Below are 13,600 nucleotides of genomic sequence, written 5' to 3' on the forward strand. Positions count from 1 at the left end.
ACTTCGACATAATCACAGATGAATATAATACATCAAAATAGTCGTGTTGTATCAAAGATTTATTTGGCAAAAACTCAACTGCCTCTCTCCCTGTCAAACCTGCGGTTTGATTTGGTCAAGAGGCGTTTCGTTTTTGCCCCGCAATTCCTCTCGACACTGAACCCGATAGGGTCTCGAGAGGAATTGCGGCAGTAGGTGATGAATTAGAGTACCCCCACAGGCGACGATGAGAATTTGTAAACCCCGGCAAAGAGCAAATTTGTCATATTCAGATTCTCAAACTCCAGCATCACGCCGCGACACTCACCACTCTTGCCCAAAATATTGCCCATCTCCTCCAGCGATCGCCAGCCGCAAGCAGAGGCTAAAAATGCTTTTAAAAACCTCAAAGTAGGAAAATTGAGAACTTAGGTTTTTACTTGGGTTGCCACAATGGAGTGATATCAAGGTTTTCAGCAGTAGATACGGCATTTCTAACCTAGACCGGTACGGTTTACACCCCTTTGATTTTTGTAAAGCCATCGTAACATATATTTATATAAAGCAATATTTGCTTACATAAGCAAACTCAAATAAAAGAGTAGGTAATACAGCGATGAATCAACCCATTGAATTATCTTTAGAACAAGAATTTAGCCTGAGAACATTTGCAGACCAAGTGCAGCAGATGTCCCGTGAACAAGCTCAAGAGTTCTTGCTGATGCTCTATAAGCAGATGATAGTTAGGGAAGCGACTTACCAAGAATTGCTCAAACATCAGTGGGAAGTTGATTCAGGTTCAATATTAGGCTAAAATAAACCTTGCTCCCGTTACTTTAAGCGACGGACAAGACAATGAACACAAAATTGTTTTTTCAAGGGCAAGGCAATAGAGATTATTTGCTCCAAACTGGGAAACTGCAAAATAACCGACTCACAGTAACGGTTTTGATGGAATAGTGTACTACTCTGACCTACACCGCCACCAACCAATTGCACACCACAGAGGTACACCCGCTCTTAAAGTTAACCCAAATCTGCCACTGCCCCAGGTATGCGTTCCAGTAAGGCTCACCATCAGCAATGCCAACAGCCGAGCCTATTGTGGAGACTAGCTGTTGGTAGAACTGACCAGCGCTGTCCAAACCTTGCTGCAATTTCAGCTTCAGGATTTTTGGGTATTGGGTGTTAGGAATTAGGTTGCTAGTTTAAATTATTTGCTTTTTCAACTGCTTCCTTTAACTCTTCAAAGGTAATACTACCGTCTTTGTCTGAATCATAATTTACTAGCAATTCCTGGGGACTAGTGCTATTTGTTTCTGATGAAATGATTGCACTTAAGCCAGGACTTAAAAAAAGATCATTAATGGAGATTTTCCCGTCTTGATCCCTATCTAAGGTATTAAAAAGAGATTGAAGCTCTTGCTCGGTTGTCATAAGTTTTTATCTGAAGAACCGTTTTTCAACTTAGTATCTCATTAATCTCTGATTAATCTCTCAAAATTAAATAAACTTGTATCAAAAGACGTAGAAACGGCTATCGCTGGGGCTTAGATCGGATGTAAGTTGTGGGTTACAGGGTTTACAGCCTGATGATGAAAATAAATCGACATAGACGCGCCTTCTTTCTAACATAGACAAATTAACAAGAATCGAAAAACCTGATTTATCTTTAGGTAAAAATTTGATTTAGGATCTCATTGACTTGCCCACCATCAGCAACGCCGACAGCCTCGCCAACCTTGGAGATTAACTCGCTGTAGGAAGAGCCAATACTGTCCAAGCCTTGCTGCAATTTCAGTTTCAGCCCTTTCCAGGCTTGTCCTTGGGGGCTGGACACTACCTCTTCTAATATTTGGGAGGTTGTGTCAATCACTGGTGTCGACAAAACTATATTATTAATCACTGACACCAACTCACTTTGAAGTGCTTCATCCCGATTTAACCACTGCCTAAAAATCGAATCACGCTCATCATCAGGGGTAACAAACTGGTAAACGCACTCCCGATTTTCACGCTTACCCAACCGACCCACATAGTCCAATTTCAAATCAATTTTGGCAAGTAACTTTTGAGCGATGTCTACGACGGGCTACGCCTACGCAATCGGGGTCAGTTTTTCATAAATGGAAACATTCAAGTAATTCTTGATAACGTACCGATGTGCCACAGCCAAGGCTTTAAACTCCAGCATCTTCTCATCAGACCCCCGCAACTGAACCTCTGGCTTAAGAAACTGCAACAGATTCAGGCAACACAGCAGGTAACAATTGCCCCTTGTTGAAATCTGGTTTCCAAACTGAATTCTCTCCCGCCTCTAACTGCGCCTTAGCCCGTTTAGTATCACGGTTCGTCATAAAACTCTCGCCCCAGCGTCAAATCAAATAGTAGTGCATCCGCAACTGAGGATACCAGCCATTATCATCTTTCTCGACCAAATCAGGCGTAACTTCAACTTCATAGCGACGGGATAATTCAGCCTTGCGCTACTGATGTCGCTCAGTTTTAGTTTTCGCTCTTTTGTCTTGCAGCTTCTTGAGTTCAGCCCCAGAGAGTTCATCAGAAGAAGCGATCGCCTGACATTCACTAGCGTACAATTGCTCACTTGCCGCTTTAACGGAATCGATGGTTTTGTGCGATCGCTGGCGGGTAAGTCAACAAGGGAAACAGCTTGATTTCCCACAACTCCTGTGCAACGGCAGTGTTGTAGTGGCAATACCGTACTCATCCTGGGGGGTGCGGTATCCTGCGTTTACTCCCGGAATTGCGATCGCTGCATAACCAGGAGTCAATAATGCCCCCGCTTTCTTGACTCCTTCGACAATTGTGACTGGGACATTATGCTGTGCCAGAAACCACCGGGATGCTGTAAATCTTCTTCAGTAATGGGGATGCCGCTACGGTTGGAAACTTTTACCCAGATGCGATTCGGCACTAAGAGGAAGAAAACGCGTGTTTCTTCTCTATAAGGATGCTCGTACTTGATGAACTTGTGAATCTTTTGGCGGTCACGTCGGGGATGGTCGGGTTTGAAGCAGCTCCACATCATCAGGACGTAGTTATTGAGCGGGTCAACGCCATTGCACCACCAGCCGCCTAGTTCAATGTGCGGTCTCTATACTATTAATTTATTAAGAGTCCCGTTTCCTTTGGATTCCCTCGCAAGCATAAAAAGTTGGATGAAAATATACTGAAGTATGTAAAGTATGCAACTTTTTACACACTAAAGTATATACCTATAGGGTAGATTCGCTTTATCCCGTGAGAGAAAACTGAGAGAAAATGACCTCTCGATTTCGTGGTTATTCTTGTAAAGGTAACGAGCGCGGAGGGATTTGAACCCCCGACCCACAGAACCGGAATCTGTTGCTCTATCCACTGAGCTACGCGCCCTTAGTCTTACGCATTATAGCACGTCTGTGATAAAATTTGCAGCCTAGAAAAACTTGGTTTTTGGGTTAAAGATAATTAGCTGGGTCTACGGGTGTACCATTCCGACGGACTTCAAAGTGGAGATGGGGCCCAGTTGATAAACCTGTGGAACCGACAGCCGCGATCGCTTGTCCGCGTTCAACTGCTTGTCCGTCAGCAACATACAACTCGCTGCTATGTCCGTACAGTGTAGTAATACCATTGCCGTGGTCGATAATTACAGCTCTACCATAACCACCATACCACCCAGCAAAAATTACTTTTCCCGAATCGGCTGCCCGAATTGTACTACCATAACCAGCGGCAAAATCTAACCCGGCATGAAAGCGACGATAGCCGAGAACGGGGTGCATTCGCCAGCCGAAGGGACTGCTAGTATAAGCATCGCTAGGATATGCCATTACTCCAGTTCCCCGAATAATGACACTGGTACGGCTGTTGGTTTTTGCTTGGGTCTCCTCTGTTGCTCTGGCTTCTGCTACCTTTTGTTGAATCAAGACTTCCAGATTTTTTGATTCCCTCTCTAGCTGGTTTTGCGCTGCTTCTAAGGCTAGGCGATCGCTATTGAGGCGTTGAATTAATTCTGATTGTGATTGCGCCTGGGTTTGATAATCGGCTTTTTGTGCCAACAGTTGCTCACGAATCAAGGCAATTTCGTTTTTTTGCTGTTCTACGTCCGTTTTTTGTTGATTTATCAAGTTTGCTTGGGCATTGAGTTTTAGCAAAATTTGTTCGTCTGCCTGATACACTAACTTCAACTGATGACGACGGCTGATAAAGTCACTGATATTTTGACTTTGGAGCAAAACTGCCCATCCAACAGAAGCAGGCGATCGCTGAAGATAACGCAATCGTGCTACTGTTGCTATTTGCCGCTCTTCATAAGAACGTTCCGCCACAGCTAAATCAGTTTCCAACTGCTGGAGGCGTTGGGTGGCGAGTTGTAATCGTGATTCGCTCTCTTGAATATAGTTATCTGTAGCTTGCAGATTTTGCTTTAAACCAGTGAGGTGTTTTTGGGCCTCTTGTTGGAGATTTGTTAAGCGATCGCGATCGTTAACCACACTCTGACGCTGCTGGTTCATTTGTTGCTGCTGTTGTCGCAGAGTATCAATAGACCCTGTAGACGTTGCGTCAGCTGGAATTAATGCCAAATAAATCCACAAAATGCAACAAAATACAATAGATAAACAGTAATAAATTGGCTTTTTTCTTAGAAATTGCGCTCTCATAGTGCGCAGCCCAATCAAAATGATGCTTTCATACACTATGAGGATTATTCCCAAAATCTGATTCACCCATTCCAATGCATTATTAAATTGGTCTGCCAAGTTGTAACACAAGGATTCCAGCTATGTCAGCATTAACTTTTATACCGTAAGTCCCCACTGAATTCTGTAATCAGAATTCAGTGGGGACTTAAGGCGAAGTAAATTACCACATTCTTGCATTAGTGGGATAGATTCTAGCATTGAGCAACACATTCGCTCCTGGGCACTGATCACTGCTAAGGCACAATCAGCACTGGGCAAGGAGAAAGGTTAATCACGCGAGTGGTAACACTATCATCCGCTCCCTCTTCAGTCAAGCCTAGACCCCGACAGCCCATAATAATTAAATCTGCCCCAATTTCATCAGCAACATCGCAGATAGTAAAAGCTGGTTTGCCTTGTCTTTCCAGGACTTCGGATTGAATTCCTTGCCCAGAAAATAAAGATTGAGCATTTTCTAGCAGTTTGGCAACTACCTCTGGTGACACCATCGGATCTGGACTAGGCGCGTCTGGAGGCGGTTCTTCTACTACAGACAGCAGTACCAAGCGACTGCCGTACTTTTTAACTACGTTGGTAACAACATCAGCAGCTTCCCGTGTTTCCCGGCTTTGATCAATAGGAAATAGTACTGTCTTAAATATATCTGTCACTTGGGCACCCCTGACTCCGGTAAAATCTTGATGGTTCTACTTTCAAAACAATAACAAAAAGGCAATCAGGAGAGTTTGGTGTGTCCAAAAAAAGTTTAGCAAGTTTATCTTCGGCTGATATATCTGGGAAACGTGCCTTAGTGCGGGTTGACTTTAATGTGCCTGTGGATGATCAAGGCAACATTACCGACGATACTCGCATTCGCGCAGCTTTACCAACCATCAAAGATTTGACGCAGAAGGGTGCTAAGGTCATTCTCGCAAGCCATTTTGGTCGTCCCAAGGGTGTGGATGACAAATTACGCCTAACTCCCGTTGCCAAGCGTCTCTCTGAGTTACTGGGACAAGAAGTCATTAAAACTGATGACTCCATTGGTGATGAAGTTGCAGCTAAAGTCGGCGCGTTGCAAAATGGTCAAGTGCTGTTACTGGAAAATGTCCGTTTTTACAAAGAAGAAGAGAAAAACGACCCAGAATTTGCGAAAAAATTGGCAGCTAATGCTGATTTTTATGTAAATGATGCTTTTGGTACTGCACACCGCGCCCATGCTTCTACTGAAGGTGTAACTAAATTTCTCAGCCCTTCTGTGGCTGGATATTTGGTTGAAAAGGAATTGCAATATCTGCAAAACGCCATTGAAAATCCCCAACGTCCTTTGGCAGCAATTATTGGCGGTTCCAAAGTTTCTAGCAAAATTGGCGTGATTGAAACGCTGCTGGAAAAATGCGACAAACTGATCATCGGTGGTGGAATGATTTTCACCTTCTACAAAGCCCGTGGTTTGAATGTCGGTAAGTCGTTGGTAGAAGAAGACAAGCTAGAACTAGCGAAGTCTTTGGAAGCTAAGGCTAAAGAACGGGGTGTTGCTTTATTGCTGCCTACAGATGTGGTATTGGCAGATAACTTTGCCCCTGATGCCAATTCTCAAACCGTTAGCATTGAGAATATCCCAGATGGGTGGATGGGTTTGGATATTGGGCCAGACTCGGTGAAATTTTTCCAAGAGAGCCTTGCAGATACCAAAACGGTAATTTGGAACGGGCCAATGGGTGTGTTTGAGTTTGATAAGTTTGCCGTAGGTACGGAAGCGATCGCTCATACTCTCGCCGAAATCGGTAAAACTGGCACAACCACCATCATTGGCGGCGGTGACTCAGTAGCGGCTGTGGAAAAGGTTGGTTTAGCCGACCAAATGAGCCACATCTCCACCGGCGGCGGCGCTAGCTTGGAGTTGCTTGAAGGCAAGGTATTGCCTGGAATTGCGGCTTTAGATGATGCTTAATAGCCATCTTTAGAATTATTATGTAGAGACGTTACATATAACGTCTCTACATTAAAGCAGTACTCAATCTAGTGAACTTTCACCACTGCCCTGAATTATCTTCCTGTTGCAAACCGATCAACTGTCGCCGCTTCCAAGCATAGTGAAGAATATTAATTCCTAATTCCTGGGCTGTGCGAATGGTCAATCTGGGTAAATTTAATTCTCTATCCAGTCCCCAAGCAGTTGCTAAATCTCCAATTGCTAAAATAATTCCTCCACCAATTGACAGTTTAATCTGCTGTTGATTAACCATTGGCAAGGCAGCAAATAAGAAAGGTTTTGTCCTTAAAGGATGACTCCGTTGCAATTCTTCTAAAGGTCTTAAAGGACTTTCTAACTGTTGTGCTAATGCTTGAGTACTCTCAATTAGAGCATTAGCGTTTGTTGGTGCATCAACTAGAAGCACACCACCTAAATTTAAGTAATTTTTTAGAGATTCAAATTCGAGACTATTTAAAGATATGGCTTGTCCACCGGTCAGATAAAGTAGGTCATAATCTTGAATATTTTCTCCTAAAGAAACCTGACCTGGTTCATCAGCCCCTCGCAAACTAGGATATAAGGGTTCTACTGCTTGTAGCAAATACGAAAGGCTGAAAAAATTACGCGCACATTCTGGATCGCTATGATTCGCCTGCGCCATACACACAAGTGCTTGGGGACGCATTTGTGCTTGACGGCGATAACGCAAATCAATATTGTTATATCCAGGAAAGAAAGCATCCGCAGGTTGGTTAATTTCAGTATGCCCTGGTTGCAGGAGTATGCGGCATATTTCTATTTCTGAACTGAGTGGTGTAGAGTTCCTTTGGTCAATTCGATAAGTTTCTTGAACAATATCTCTTTGCTGTCCGCGCCGCAATTCGTCAGGGTCTACATAGCTAACTACTAAGTAGATCATGAGTGGTTCAGAACTTGCTACTTCTATATCAATGGGAAAATCATAAGAAGTCGGTACAACAATTAAATTACCTGCTAAATCAATTGCAATACCAGGTTGAATTTGCACCCAACGTCCATCTCGATATTTAGCTTCAACTTGGCTTGGGGCAGTCACATCTCGAACGCCTAAACCGCAGACAATTCCTGGTTGGTTTAAACTTTGATATTGGGCATTTTGCCGATTACGGTGGTAATCATGGGCTGTGCGCCAGCGTTCAGCATTAATTAGTAACCCGTCTGCGGCTTGTAGGCGTTCAAAGGATTTAATTGGTGGAGGTGGAAAAGGATGGGACATAGCAATTTTGGATTTGAGATTTTGGATTAAAAGTCTGTTTAATTTTACTTAATTACGAATTACGTTAGCGTTAGCGAAGCGGTAGCGAGTACTCGAACGTCCGCAGGAGCGTCATTACGAATTACGGATTATTTAATTAGGGGGATTTTCGATAGATAATTCGTATGTGCAGAAAGCAGGTTTTTCTTGGTCTATGATCCTTTGAATCAGTTGCTCATTAATAATGCCACTAGAAATATTTGAACGCAAACGCACTATAAAGTGATATGGTTGTCCACCTGCTAAAACTGCATTTCCTATTTGGGCATCTCCTATGATGAAACTTGGCCCAAAAGGTTCTGTGATACTGATATGTTTATCAGCTTCATTAGGTAAATGTTCGTCTAGCGGTAAACCAGTATAAAGATGTAAATAGAGGCGTAATCCTTTACGAGTTCCTCGCCAGCGATAAAGTTCTACAGCCCGGCGAATTAAACGCCGCTGTTGTTGAAGATCCCAAACTGAATCTACTTGCCAAGCAACCCAATGAGCCATAAAGGGTAGTAATGCTTGCGGTGCTGTCAAGGGATCGAGGTTTGCCCACATGACATTGTAACTATTAACTATTGGTTGAAAAGCTTGCTCAAATATTTTCATGAAGCGACCAATAAAGTCTACTTCCCGATACAAAATTGGCAAGAATTCCATGTAAGCAGTGTAGGGACGGATGTATAAATCGAAATACTCGCTTCTCTCGATTTGTTCGTTGTCAGTGCCTGGGTCTATATGTAGAGTAACTAGACTACGAAAATTGAGCGTCAGTTTGTCTTTTTTTCCAGGAGCGATCGCTTCTTGATCTTCAAAAAATGTGTCAGGAATTGAGAAGTAGAGGACAGCATCCATCTGTCCACGAGGCGGTATCTCACTGCCTTCTGTGCCAATCTGACACCACTGGGACGGGAAGTTTCCCTCAACGCTTAAGCTTACCCGCAAAGGACGCTGTTCTAAGTTTTGCACTTGTACAATCATCTCACTGGGATGTCCAGGATGCAAAAGTAAAGTACGTCCAGCAACATCCATATCTGCGTTCGCAAATGCTAAACCTGCCACAGGTAAAGCTTCAGGAATTTGCATTGGCGTTAATTGAATGCGTACAGATGGACTAGAGCGACTTTGAACCATAGGTTTGGGGGGAGAATAACTACTGACAAATGACAAATGACAAATGACAAATGACAAATTACGAATTACGTTAGCGCAGCGTTAGCGACGCAGGAGCGTCATTACGAATTACGAATTATTTGGATGTCGTGATTTGAACGCAGATTAGTATCAGCCCAAGAACATATTAAACCTTCCGAGCCTGGGTCAATTAATTGTTCTGGCGATGGTTGTCGTCGCCAATTTTCTCCTTGCTTGCGGATGGGAAATAGTAGGACGGGGCCTAAATGACGCACGCCTGGGGTTTGTTGCAGTAATGCCACAATATCGGATGTATAAACTGGTCGCCCAAAGGGCCAACCTTTGCCGTCAATTCCTCCAGTCAAGGGATTTAAATATTTATACAGCGATCGCCTTAAATTTCGGCGAATTTCTTCGCTGGCAAAAGGGTTGTTGTATGCTGGCTCTAAAGCAATTTCTGTTTGTACAGAAACACCTACGTAATTTGGTTCTTGTAACTCTACTTGTACCCCTAATAACCGTCTTTCATCTAAATAACTCAAAATTTGCTCTTGGAGGGCATTACTCAGGGCAAATTCTTCTGGTCTCATGCCATTGCCTTGAGCGATCGCATCTGTATTTGCGAATGGTACTACCAGCAGACTAACTATACCAGCTTGTCTACGAGAATTTGCTGGCAAACAACGGACGCGGGCGATCGCACCTGCACCCGCCTGTTGAGTTAAAACTTCAAAATCTTCAGCAGTGACGGCGCGATCGCGCGTGCGGAGGATGCGGGGAGCCTTCATCACAGCTTGCTCCAGCGATTCGGCATCCGCCCCATTGATTGCTGGTACAGGATTTATCACACTAGCAATATAAGGATATGCAGACTTCAAAAACTGGATCGCTCCAGCTTGAACATTGCCTTCTCTGCCACCGCCTGTACGATAAGCAACCATTTTAATCTCTGATCCACGGGGAGGAATCGCCCCATACTGGTGTTCAGATTGGTTATTATCAAGAACTTGTACAGATGTGTTGTCTAGTTGTGGTTGCTGAACTCGCGATCGCACTTGGGTTTGCTGTTTAAGTTGGCTAGGTTCCCGAATCAGCGGCCCAAACTGGATTGTACCAGTGATCGAATCGATGGTGTAATGGAAATTATGCGGCCCAGAATCAGCAAAATCTCTCACCTCAGTCCACTTCTGCGGCAAACCACCAGCGGGAGTAACTAAAATATACTCATTTTCTTTCCGTTCTAAAATTGGTGCTGTTTGTAATTGGAAACTTTGGCCAGGTGTACCATCACTAATTCCCAAGCGCTCATCTTGAATCAGCGTACTGTGACTAGCCCTAACAGTACCGCCAATTGACCGCACTGCTAAACCAATAATTCGTGGCGGACGATTGTAACCAGATTCATTGGCTTCTGTACTAATAAAACTACAGCGCAACCAGCGACCTCGGTAAGAGGTAAAATTAGCCACAGGCCAAATTTGAGGTAAATGCAGACGTACTTCTGCACCTTGAGATGGGTTTCCACCCTCCTGGGCGATTTCGTAAAAACTGAAGCCGCGAGTCTTATCATCTGACTCTTGTAATAAAACTGATTGCCAATTTTCCCCATCCCAGGCTTCCCATTCTCGGGGTGGTTGATTGGGGTTAATACCAGCGGGGGTAGCCGCAGCTCCTTGGAAAATAATTTCTAAAACATTAGCGTCTAAGGGATCATCAGAATTAATTGCTAAATAAAAGCAGTTCCCAGGCTGGGGTTCCTCTTCAAAAATCGGTTGTTCATTACCTGTCCAGTAACCGTTAGATTGACGAGTCCATGAAGTTGTGACTCTTTCGCGCAGAGATTGGGGAATATCTTCGGTGGTTTGGGCAGTTAAGAAATGTTGGATGCGGGGTTTGCCGATAATTAGAGGAGAATCTGTGCTGAAGGTAATCGCTTCTGTTGTCTCAGTGCGGATAGTTGAGGCTTCTAATCCTGCTGGAATAGTGTAGGCTTCAGGTAGTGCAGCGCTTAAATAAAAAGTTAATTCCGTGCGGGCTGGGGCGGGAGGCTGGAGACGAATACCCAGTAATTCTAGGAAAGCTACATAATTTTTTCGAGGTACTTGGTTAAATCTGAGCAACATCTGGTCAGTTAACCAAGCAAACAACTCAATTAGCGTAATTCCAGGGTCGCTGAGGTTGTGGTCAGTCCATTCTGGACAGTAGCGCGGAATACGCATAATACATTCTTCCACCAAATCATCGAAGGCGCGATCGTCTAAGTTAGAAGAAGGTAATTTCGGTAAAAAGTCAAAGTTCATACCAATTAAAAAAGAATGTGACAGATACAAGCCTAGAAACCCAGATAAAATTTAGCTTTTTTAATTTTTAATTTTTAATTTTTCATTCGTATCACGGTTCCTCCCCAACTGAAACCAAATAATAAGGATAAACAAAGCTATAAATATCGGGGCCGTCTTTGAGTCGATAATTGATTATGATGTCTACTCTGCCACGCACAGGGTCAGGATCAGTCAGAACTTCATCGATAGTAATGCGTGGTTCCCAAACTTCTAAAGCTTCTAAGACATAAAGACGGATTCGCAGTAGGGTATCGCTATTCATGGGTGCAAACGCCAGTTCCGACAAGCGCGAACCAAACGTCGGTCGATAAACCCGCTCACCTACTCCAGTGCGAAGGATAATCCAAATAGATTCTTTAACTTTTTGATCTTCACGGCTAAGTTGTATCCCACCTTGCACACTTAAATGCAGTGGATAAGCCCAACCTGTTCCCAAATAGGCTCGTTGACGACCGTAAACCATATCTGGCACTTAGACAGCTGTTAAATGGATATCTTCAAAGATATCGGCACAGAAGGTTTAAGCCTATTCGCCAAAGGTCGAGGATGAAGAGGCGAGGGGCAGGGCAATTTGAGATTCTAAAGTGGATGAACAGAGTTCTGAGTAAATTCATTTATTCCCTTTCCTGCTAGTATCTTTTCAGGATCGGAATTAGTTTTTTTGAATTCAGATAAACGATCGCAAACTAAGGTTGTCGGCAGCCACTGGCCAGAAACGTTATGCCAATATTTGAAGAATCAAGAATTAATAGATGATTGAAATTTTTGAAGCAGACCTGAGTATGCCTGCTCATGCGGACGCTATGGTTCAATTAATGGATGAGTATGCGCTTGACCCGATGGGTGGTGGTAAAGGTTTGTCGGACTACGTTAAAGCAAATCTTTCAGCAGAGCTTGCAAAAAGAAAAGCGGCTCATGTAATTCTTGCGTTTGTCGATGCCGAACCCGCAGGGCTTGTTGTCTGCTTAGAAGGATTCTCTACCTTCGCGTGTAAGCCATTACTTAATATTCACGATGTCATCGTTGCTTTACCCTACCGTGGTAAAGGCTTGTCCAAACTGCTGCTACAGAAAGCGCAGGAGATCGCGTTTGATTTGGGTTGCTGCAAACTCACGCTAGAGGTACTGGAAGGAAATCATGTTGCCCAGTCAGCATACAAGGCGTGCGGATTCAGTGGTTATGAGCTAAATCCCCAGATGGGCAAGGCATTATTTTGGGAGAAGAAACTAGGAGGATAGGTAACTGATGAGGAGAAAAGTCCTGAAAGCAGATTGATATGATTACTTGCTATTTGCGCTACGTTATCGATCCTGACAAAATTTCGGATTTTGAAGCATACGGATGTATGTGGATTCCGTTGGTGGAAAAATTTGGTGGAAAACATCACGGGTACTTTCTTCCACATGAAGGAGCTAATAATATTGCCGTAGCTCTGTTCAGTTTTCCCAGCCTTGCAGCATACGAGCAATACCGGATAGACTCTCAGCAAGATCCAGCTTGTCGGGAAGCGTATGAATTTGCGCGTCGAACAAAGTGCATTGTTAGTTATGAGCGATCATTTATGCGTCCAGTTTTAGGCGATCTTAACAATTTTCAATAAAACAGTGGATGAACGGAGTTCTGAGATGGATGAGTAAAGTTCCAACTCTCCCCTCCTTCATCTTCTCTACTTCTCCAATCAGCCGCCAATCAAAACAGTGGGATTACCTTTAATAATTTTATTCGGTGGCCCCAATGCTTCTAAAACGGTGTCGCCCATCCGAGAGGCAGGTAGATTGTTAATCAGCACAGTCTGACTACCATCAATCACAACCCCAGGACCGTGAGGAGGGACAGGCAAGGGTGTCGCGCAATTATGAATATCAGCACCAGCTGCTGCTGCTGCGATCGCACTACCCATAGTAGAAGCTGCCGTTGTCTTTGTAGTTTGTTCGGCGGCTAAAGCAGCAGGTGCCCCTGGTGTACCAGCCGCCGCTAGGGTAGCAGCCTCAGCCGCTTTGATAGCTATATCAGAAGATGTTTTAGCAGACTGCAAACCTGGTACTGCGGCGGCAAGCACACCCCGCCACGCAGGTAAAGACCCAATCAACACATTGGGACTACCCGGCCCTCCTGTCAAGACTGGTGGTAAGGGATGCGCTACATTGTCGGTAATTCTTGCTGCTGGTCTACCCATCACAACCTCCTATTGTGTTTATTA

19 protein-coding genes and 1 tRNA gene are annotated in these 13,600 nt (G+C 44.0%); 4 read left to right on the forward strand and 16 right to left on the reverse strand.

Going from position 1 to position 13,600, the window contains the following annotated elements:
• Positions 1-93: 93 nt before the first annotated feature.
• Entirely contained in the window at positions 94-234 is a 141-nt protein-coding gene (locus ACEYW6_RS28750) for a hypothetical protein (protein WP_412982462.1), read from the reverse strand.
• The gene (locus ACEYW6_RS28755) at positions 204-389 is read right to left on the reverse strand and encodes a hypothetical protein (RefSeq protein ID WP_412982435.1); all 186 of its coding nucleotides are present in this window, start codon (positions 387-389) and stop codon (positions 204-206) included. Before ACEYW6_RS28755 ends, ACEYW6_RS28750 begins: the two co-directional genes overlap by 31 nt.
• A 206-nt stretch (positions 390-595) precedes the next feature.
• Here ACEYW6_RS28755 and ACEYW6_RS28760 point away from each other — a divergent pair, with 206 nt between their 5' ends.
• Entirely contained in the window at positions 596-793 is a 198-nt protein-coding gene (locus ACEYW6_RS28760; protein ID WP_412982436.1) for an NblA/ycf18 family protein, read from the forward strand.
• A gap of 160 nt (positions 794-953) precedes the next feature.
• Here the strand turns inward: ACEYW6_RS28760 and ACEYW6_RS28765 are convergent, their stop codons facing one another.
• The 9 genes from ACEYW6_RS28765 to ACEYW6_RS28805 form a co-directional block, all read right to left on the reverse strand.
• Positions 954-1,136, reverse strand: coding sequence for a hypothetical protein (locus ACEYW6_RS28765; RefSeq protein ID WP_196511442.1), 183 nt, complete (start codon positions 1,134-1,136; stop codon positions 954-956).
• 46 nt (positions 1,137-1,182) lie between these two features.
• Positions 1,183-1,416, reverse strand: coding sequence for an EF-hand domain-containing protein (locus tag ACEYW6_RS28770; protein WP_196511443.1), 234 nt, complete (start codon positions 1,414-1,416; stop codon positions 1,183-1,185).
• 235 nt (positions 1,417-1,651) lie between these two features.
• Positions 1,652-2,029, reverse strand: coding sequence for a hypothetical protein (locus tag ACEYW6_RS28775; protein WP_412982437.1), 378 nt, complete (start codon positions 2,027-2,029; stop codon positions 1,652-1,654).
• A gap of 178 nt (positions 2,030-2,207) precedes the next feature.
• Positions 2,208-2,336 carry a hypothetical protein gene (locus ACEYW6_RS28780; RefSeq protein ID WP_412982438.1) on the reverse strand — a complete coding sequence of 43 codons (129 nt, stop codon included), beginning with the start codon at positions 2,334-2,336 and terminating at the stop codon, positions 2,208-2,210.
• Between the two features lie 297 nt (positions 2,337-2,633).
• Positions 2,634-2,831: a DUF3854 domain-containing protein gene (locus ACEYW6_RS28785; RefSeq protein WP_412982463.1), complete on the reverse strand. Its 198-nt coding sequence runs from the start codon at positions 2,829-2,831 to the stop codon at positions 2,634-2,636.
• Positions 2,768-3,028, reverse strand: a complete 261-nt coding sequence (locus tag ACEYW6_RS28790; protein ID WP_412982439.1) for a hypothetical protein — start codon at positions 3,026-3,028, stop codon at positions 2,768-2,770. The genes ACEYW6_RS28785 and ACEYW6_RS28790 overlap by 64 nt, the downstream gene beginning before the upstream one ends.
• A gap of 271 nt (positions 3,029-3,299) precedes the next feature.
• Positions 3,300-3,372, reverse strand: a tRNA-Arg gene (locus tag ACEYW6_RS28795).
• A gap of 65 nt (positions 3,373-3,437) precedes the next feature.
• Positions 3,438-4,643 carry a murein hydrolase activator EnvC family protein gene (locus ACEYW6_RS28800; RefSeq protein WP_412982440.1) on the reverse strand — a complete coding sequence of 402 codons (1,206 nt, stop codon included), beginning with the start codon at positions 4,641-4,643 and terminating at the stop codon, positions 3,438-3,440.
• Between the two features lie 275 nt (positions 4,644-4,918).
• Positions 4,919-5,326, reverse strand: coding sequence for a universal stress protein (locus ACEYW6_RS28805; RefSeq protein ID WP_190899313.1), 408 nt, complete (start codon positions 5,324-5,326; stop codon positions 4,919-4,921).
• A gap of 89 nt (positions 5,327-5,415) precedes the next feature.
• Here ACEYW6_RS28805 and ACEYW6_RS28810 point away from each other — a divergent pair, with 89 nt between their 5' ends.
• Positions 5,416-6,618: a phosphoglycerate kinase gene (locus ACEYW6_RS28810; protein ID WP_412982441.1), complete on the forward strand. Its 1,203-nt coding sequence runs from the start codon at positions 5,416-5,418 to the stop codon at positions 6,616-6,618.
• 79 nt (positions 6,619-6,697) lie between these two features.
• On the opposite strand, the gene ACEYW6_RS28815 is transcribed toward ACEYW6_RS28810, so the two are convergent.
• From ACEYW6_RS28815 to ACEYW6_RS28830, 4 genes are all read right to left on the reverse strand, one after another.
• Positions 6,698-7,897 carry a DUF4159 domain-containing protein gene (locus ACEYW6_RS28815; RefSeq protein WP_190899269.1) on the reverse strand — a complete coding sequence of 400 codons (1,200 nt, stop codon included), beginning with the start codon at positions 7,895-7,897 and terminating at the stop codon, positions 6,698-6,700.
• Positions 7,898-8,029: 132 nt separating this feature from the next.
• Positions 8,030-9,058, reverse strand: a complete 1,029-nt coding sequence (locus ACEYW6_RS28820) for a phage tail protein (protein ID WP_412982442.1) — start codon at positions 9,056-9,058, stop codon at positions 8,030-8,032.
• A gap of 101 nt (positions 9,059-9,159) precedes the next feature.
• Positions 9,160-11,358, reverse strand: coding sequence for a putative baseplate assembly protein (locus tag ACEYW6_RS28825; RefSeq protein WP_412982443.1), 2,199 nt, complete (start codon positions 11,356-11,358; stop codon positions 9,160-9,162).
• A 91-nt stretch (positions 11,359-11,449) separates the two neighbouring features.
• Positions 11,450-11,863 (reverse strand): GPW/gp25 family protein, encoded by a 414-nt coding sequence (locus ACEYW6_RS28830; RefSeq protein WP_412982464.1) that lies wholly within the window; start codon positions 11,861-11,863, stop codon positions 11,450-11,452.
• 289 nt (positions 11,864-12,152) lie between these two features.
• Here ACEYW6_RS28830 and ACEYW6_RS28835 point away from each other — a divergent pair, with 289 nt between their 5' ends.
• Positions 12,153-12,638, forward strand: a complete 486-nt coding sequence (locus tag ACEYW6_RS28835) for a GNAT family N-acetyltransferase (RefSeq protein WP_412982444.1) — start codon at positions 12,153-12,155, stop codon at positions 12,636-12,638.
• Positions 12,639-12,676: 38 nt separating this feature from the next.
• Positions 12,677-13,000 (forward strand): NIPSNAP family protein, encoded by a 324-nt coding sequence (locus tag ACEYW6_RS28840; RefSeq protein ID WP_412982445.1) that lies wholly within the window; start codon positions 12,677-12,679, stop codon positions 12,998-13,000.
• A gap of 78 nt (positions 13,001-13,078) precedes the next feature.
• On the opposite strand, the gene ACEYW6_RS28845 is transcribed toward ACEYW6_RS28840, so the two are convergent.
• Positions 13,079-13,576, reverse strand: coding sequence for a PAAR domain-containing protein (locus tag ACEYW6_RS28845; protein ID WP_069069082.1), 498 nt, complete (start codon positions 13,574-13,576; stop codon positions 13,079-13,081).
• Between the last annotated feature and the right edge of the window lie 24 nt (positions 13,577-13,600).

The organism is Nostoc sp. UIC 10607, from assembly GCF_047228265.1.
Lineage (GTDB): Bacteria > Cyanobacteriota > Cyanobacteriia > Cyanobacteriales > Nostocaceae > Nostoc > Nostoc foliaceum_A.

What these genes read in the sequence shown, in the direction of transcription:
- ACEYW6_RS28840 (WP_412982445.1), top strand. Translation starts at nt 12,677, where the DNA reads ATGATTACTTGCTATTTGCGCTACGTTATCGATCCTGACAAAATTTCG.
- ACEYW6_RS28780 (WP_412982438.1), bottom strand. Translation starts at nt 2,336, where the DNA reads ATGACGAACCGTGATACTAAACGGGCTAAGGCGCAGTTAGAGGCGGGA.
- ACEYW6_RS28800 (WP_412982440.1), bottom strand. Translation starts at nt 4,643, where the DNA reads ATGAGAGCGCAATTTCTAAGAAAAAAGCCAATTTATTACTGTTTATCT.
- ACEYW6_RS28815 (WP_190899269.1), bottom strand. Translation starts at nt 7,897, where the DNA reads ATGTCCCATCCTTTTCCACCTCCACCAATTAAATCCTTTGAACGCCTA.
- ACEYW6_RS28770 (WP_196511443.1), bottom strand. Translation starts at nt 1,416, where the DNA reads ATGACAACCGAGCAAGAGCTTCAATCTCTTTTTAATACCTTAGATAGG.
- ACEYW6_RS28790 (WP_412982439.1), bottom strand. Translation starts at nt 3,028, where the DNA reads ATGATGTGGAGCTGCTTCAAACCCGACCATCCCCGACGTGACCGCCAA.
- ACEYW6_RS28830 (WP_412982464.1), bottom strand. Translation starts at nt 11,863, where the DNA reads ATGGTTTACGGTCGTCAACGAGCCTATTTGGGAACAGGTTGGGCTTAT.
- ACEYW6_RS28820 (WP_412982442.1), bottom strand. Translation starts at nt 9,058, where the DNA reads ATGGTTCAAAGTCGCTCTAGTCCATCTGTACGCATTCAATTAACGCCA.
- ACEYW6_RS28760 (WP_412982436.1), top strand. Translation starts at nt 596, where the DNA reads ATGAATCAACCCATTGAATTATCTTTAGAACAAGAATTTAGCCTGAGA.
- ACEYW6_RS28835 (WP_412982444.1), top strand. Translation starts at nt 12,153, where the DNA reads ATGATTGAAATTTTTGAAGCAGACCTGAGTATGCCTGCTCATGCGGAC.
- ACEYW6_RS28845 (WP_069069082.1), bottom strand. Translation starts at nt 13,576, where the DNA reads ATGGGTAGACCAGCAGCAAGAATTACCGACAATGTAGCGCATCCCTTA.
- ACEYW6_RS28825 (WP_412982443.1), bottom strand. Translation starts at nt 11,358, where the DNA reads ATGAACTTTGACTTTTTACCGAAATTACCTTCTTCTAACTTAGACGAT.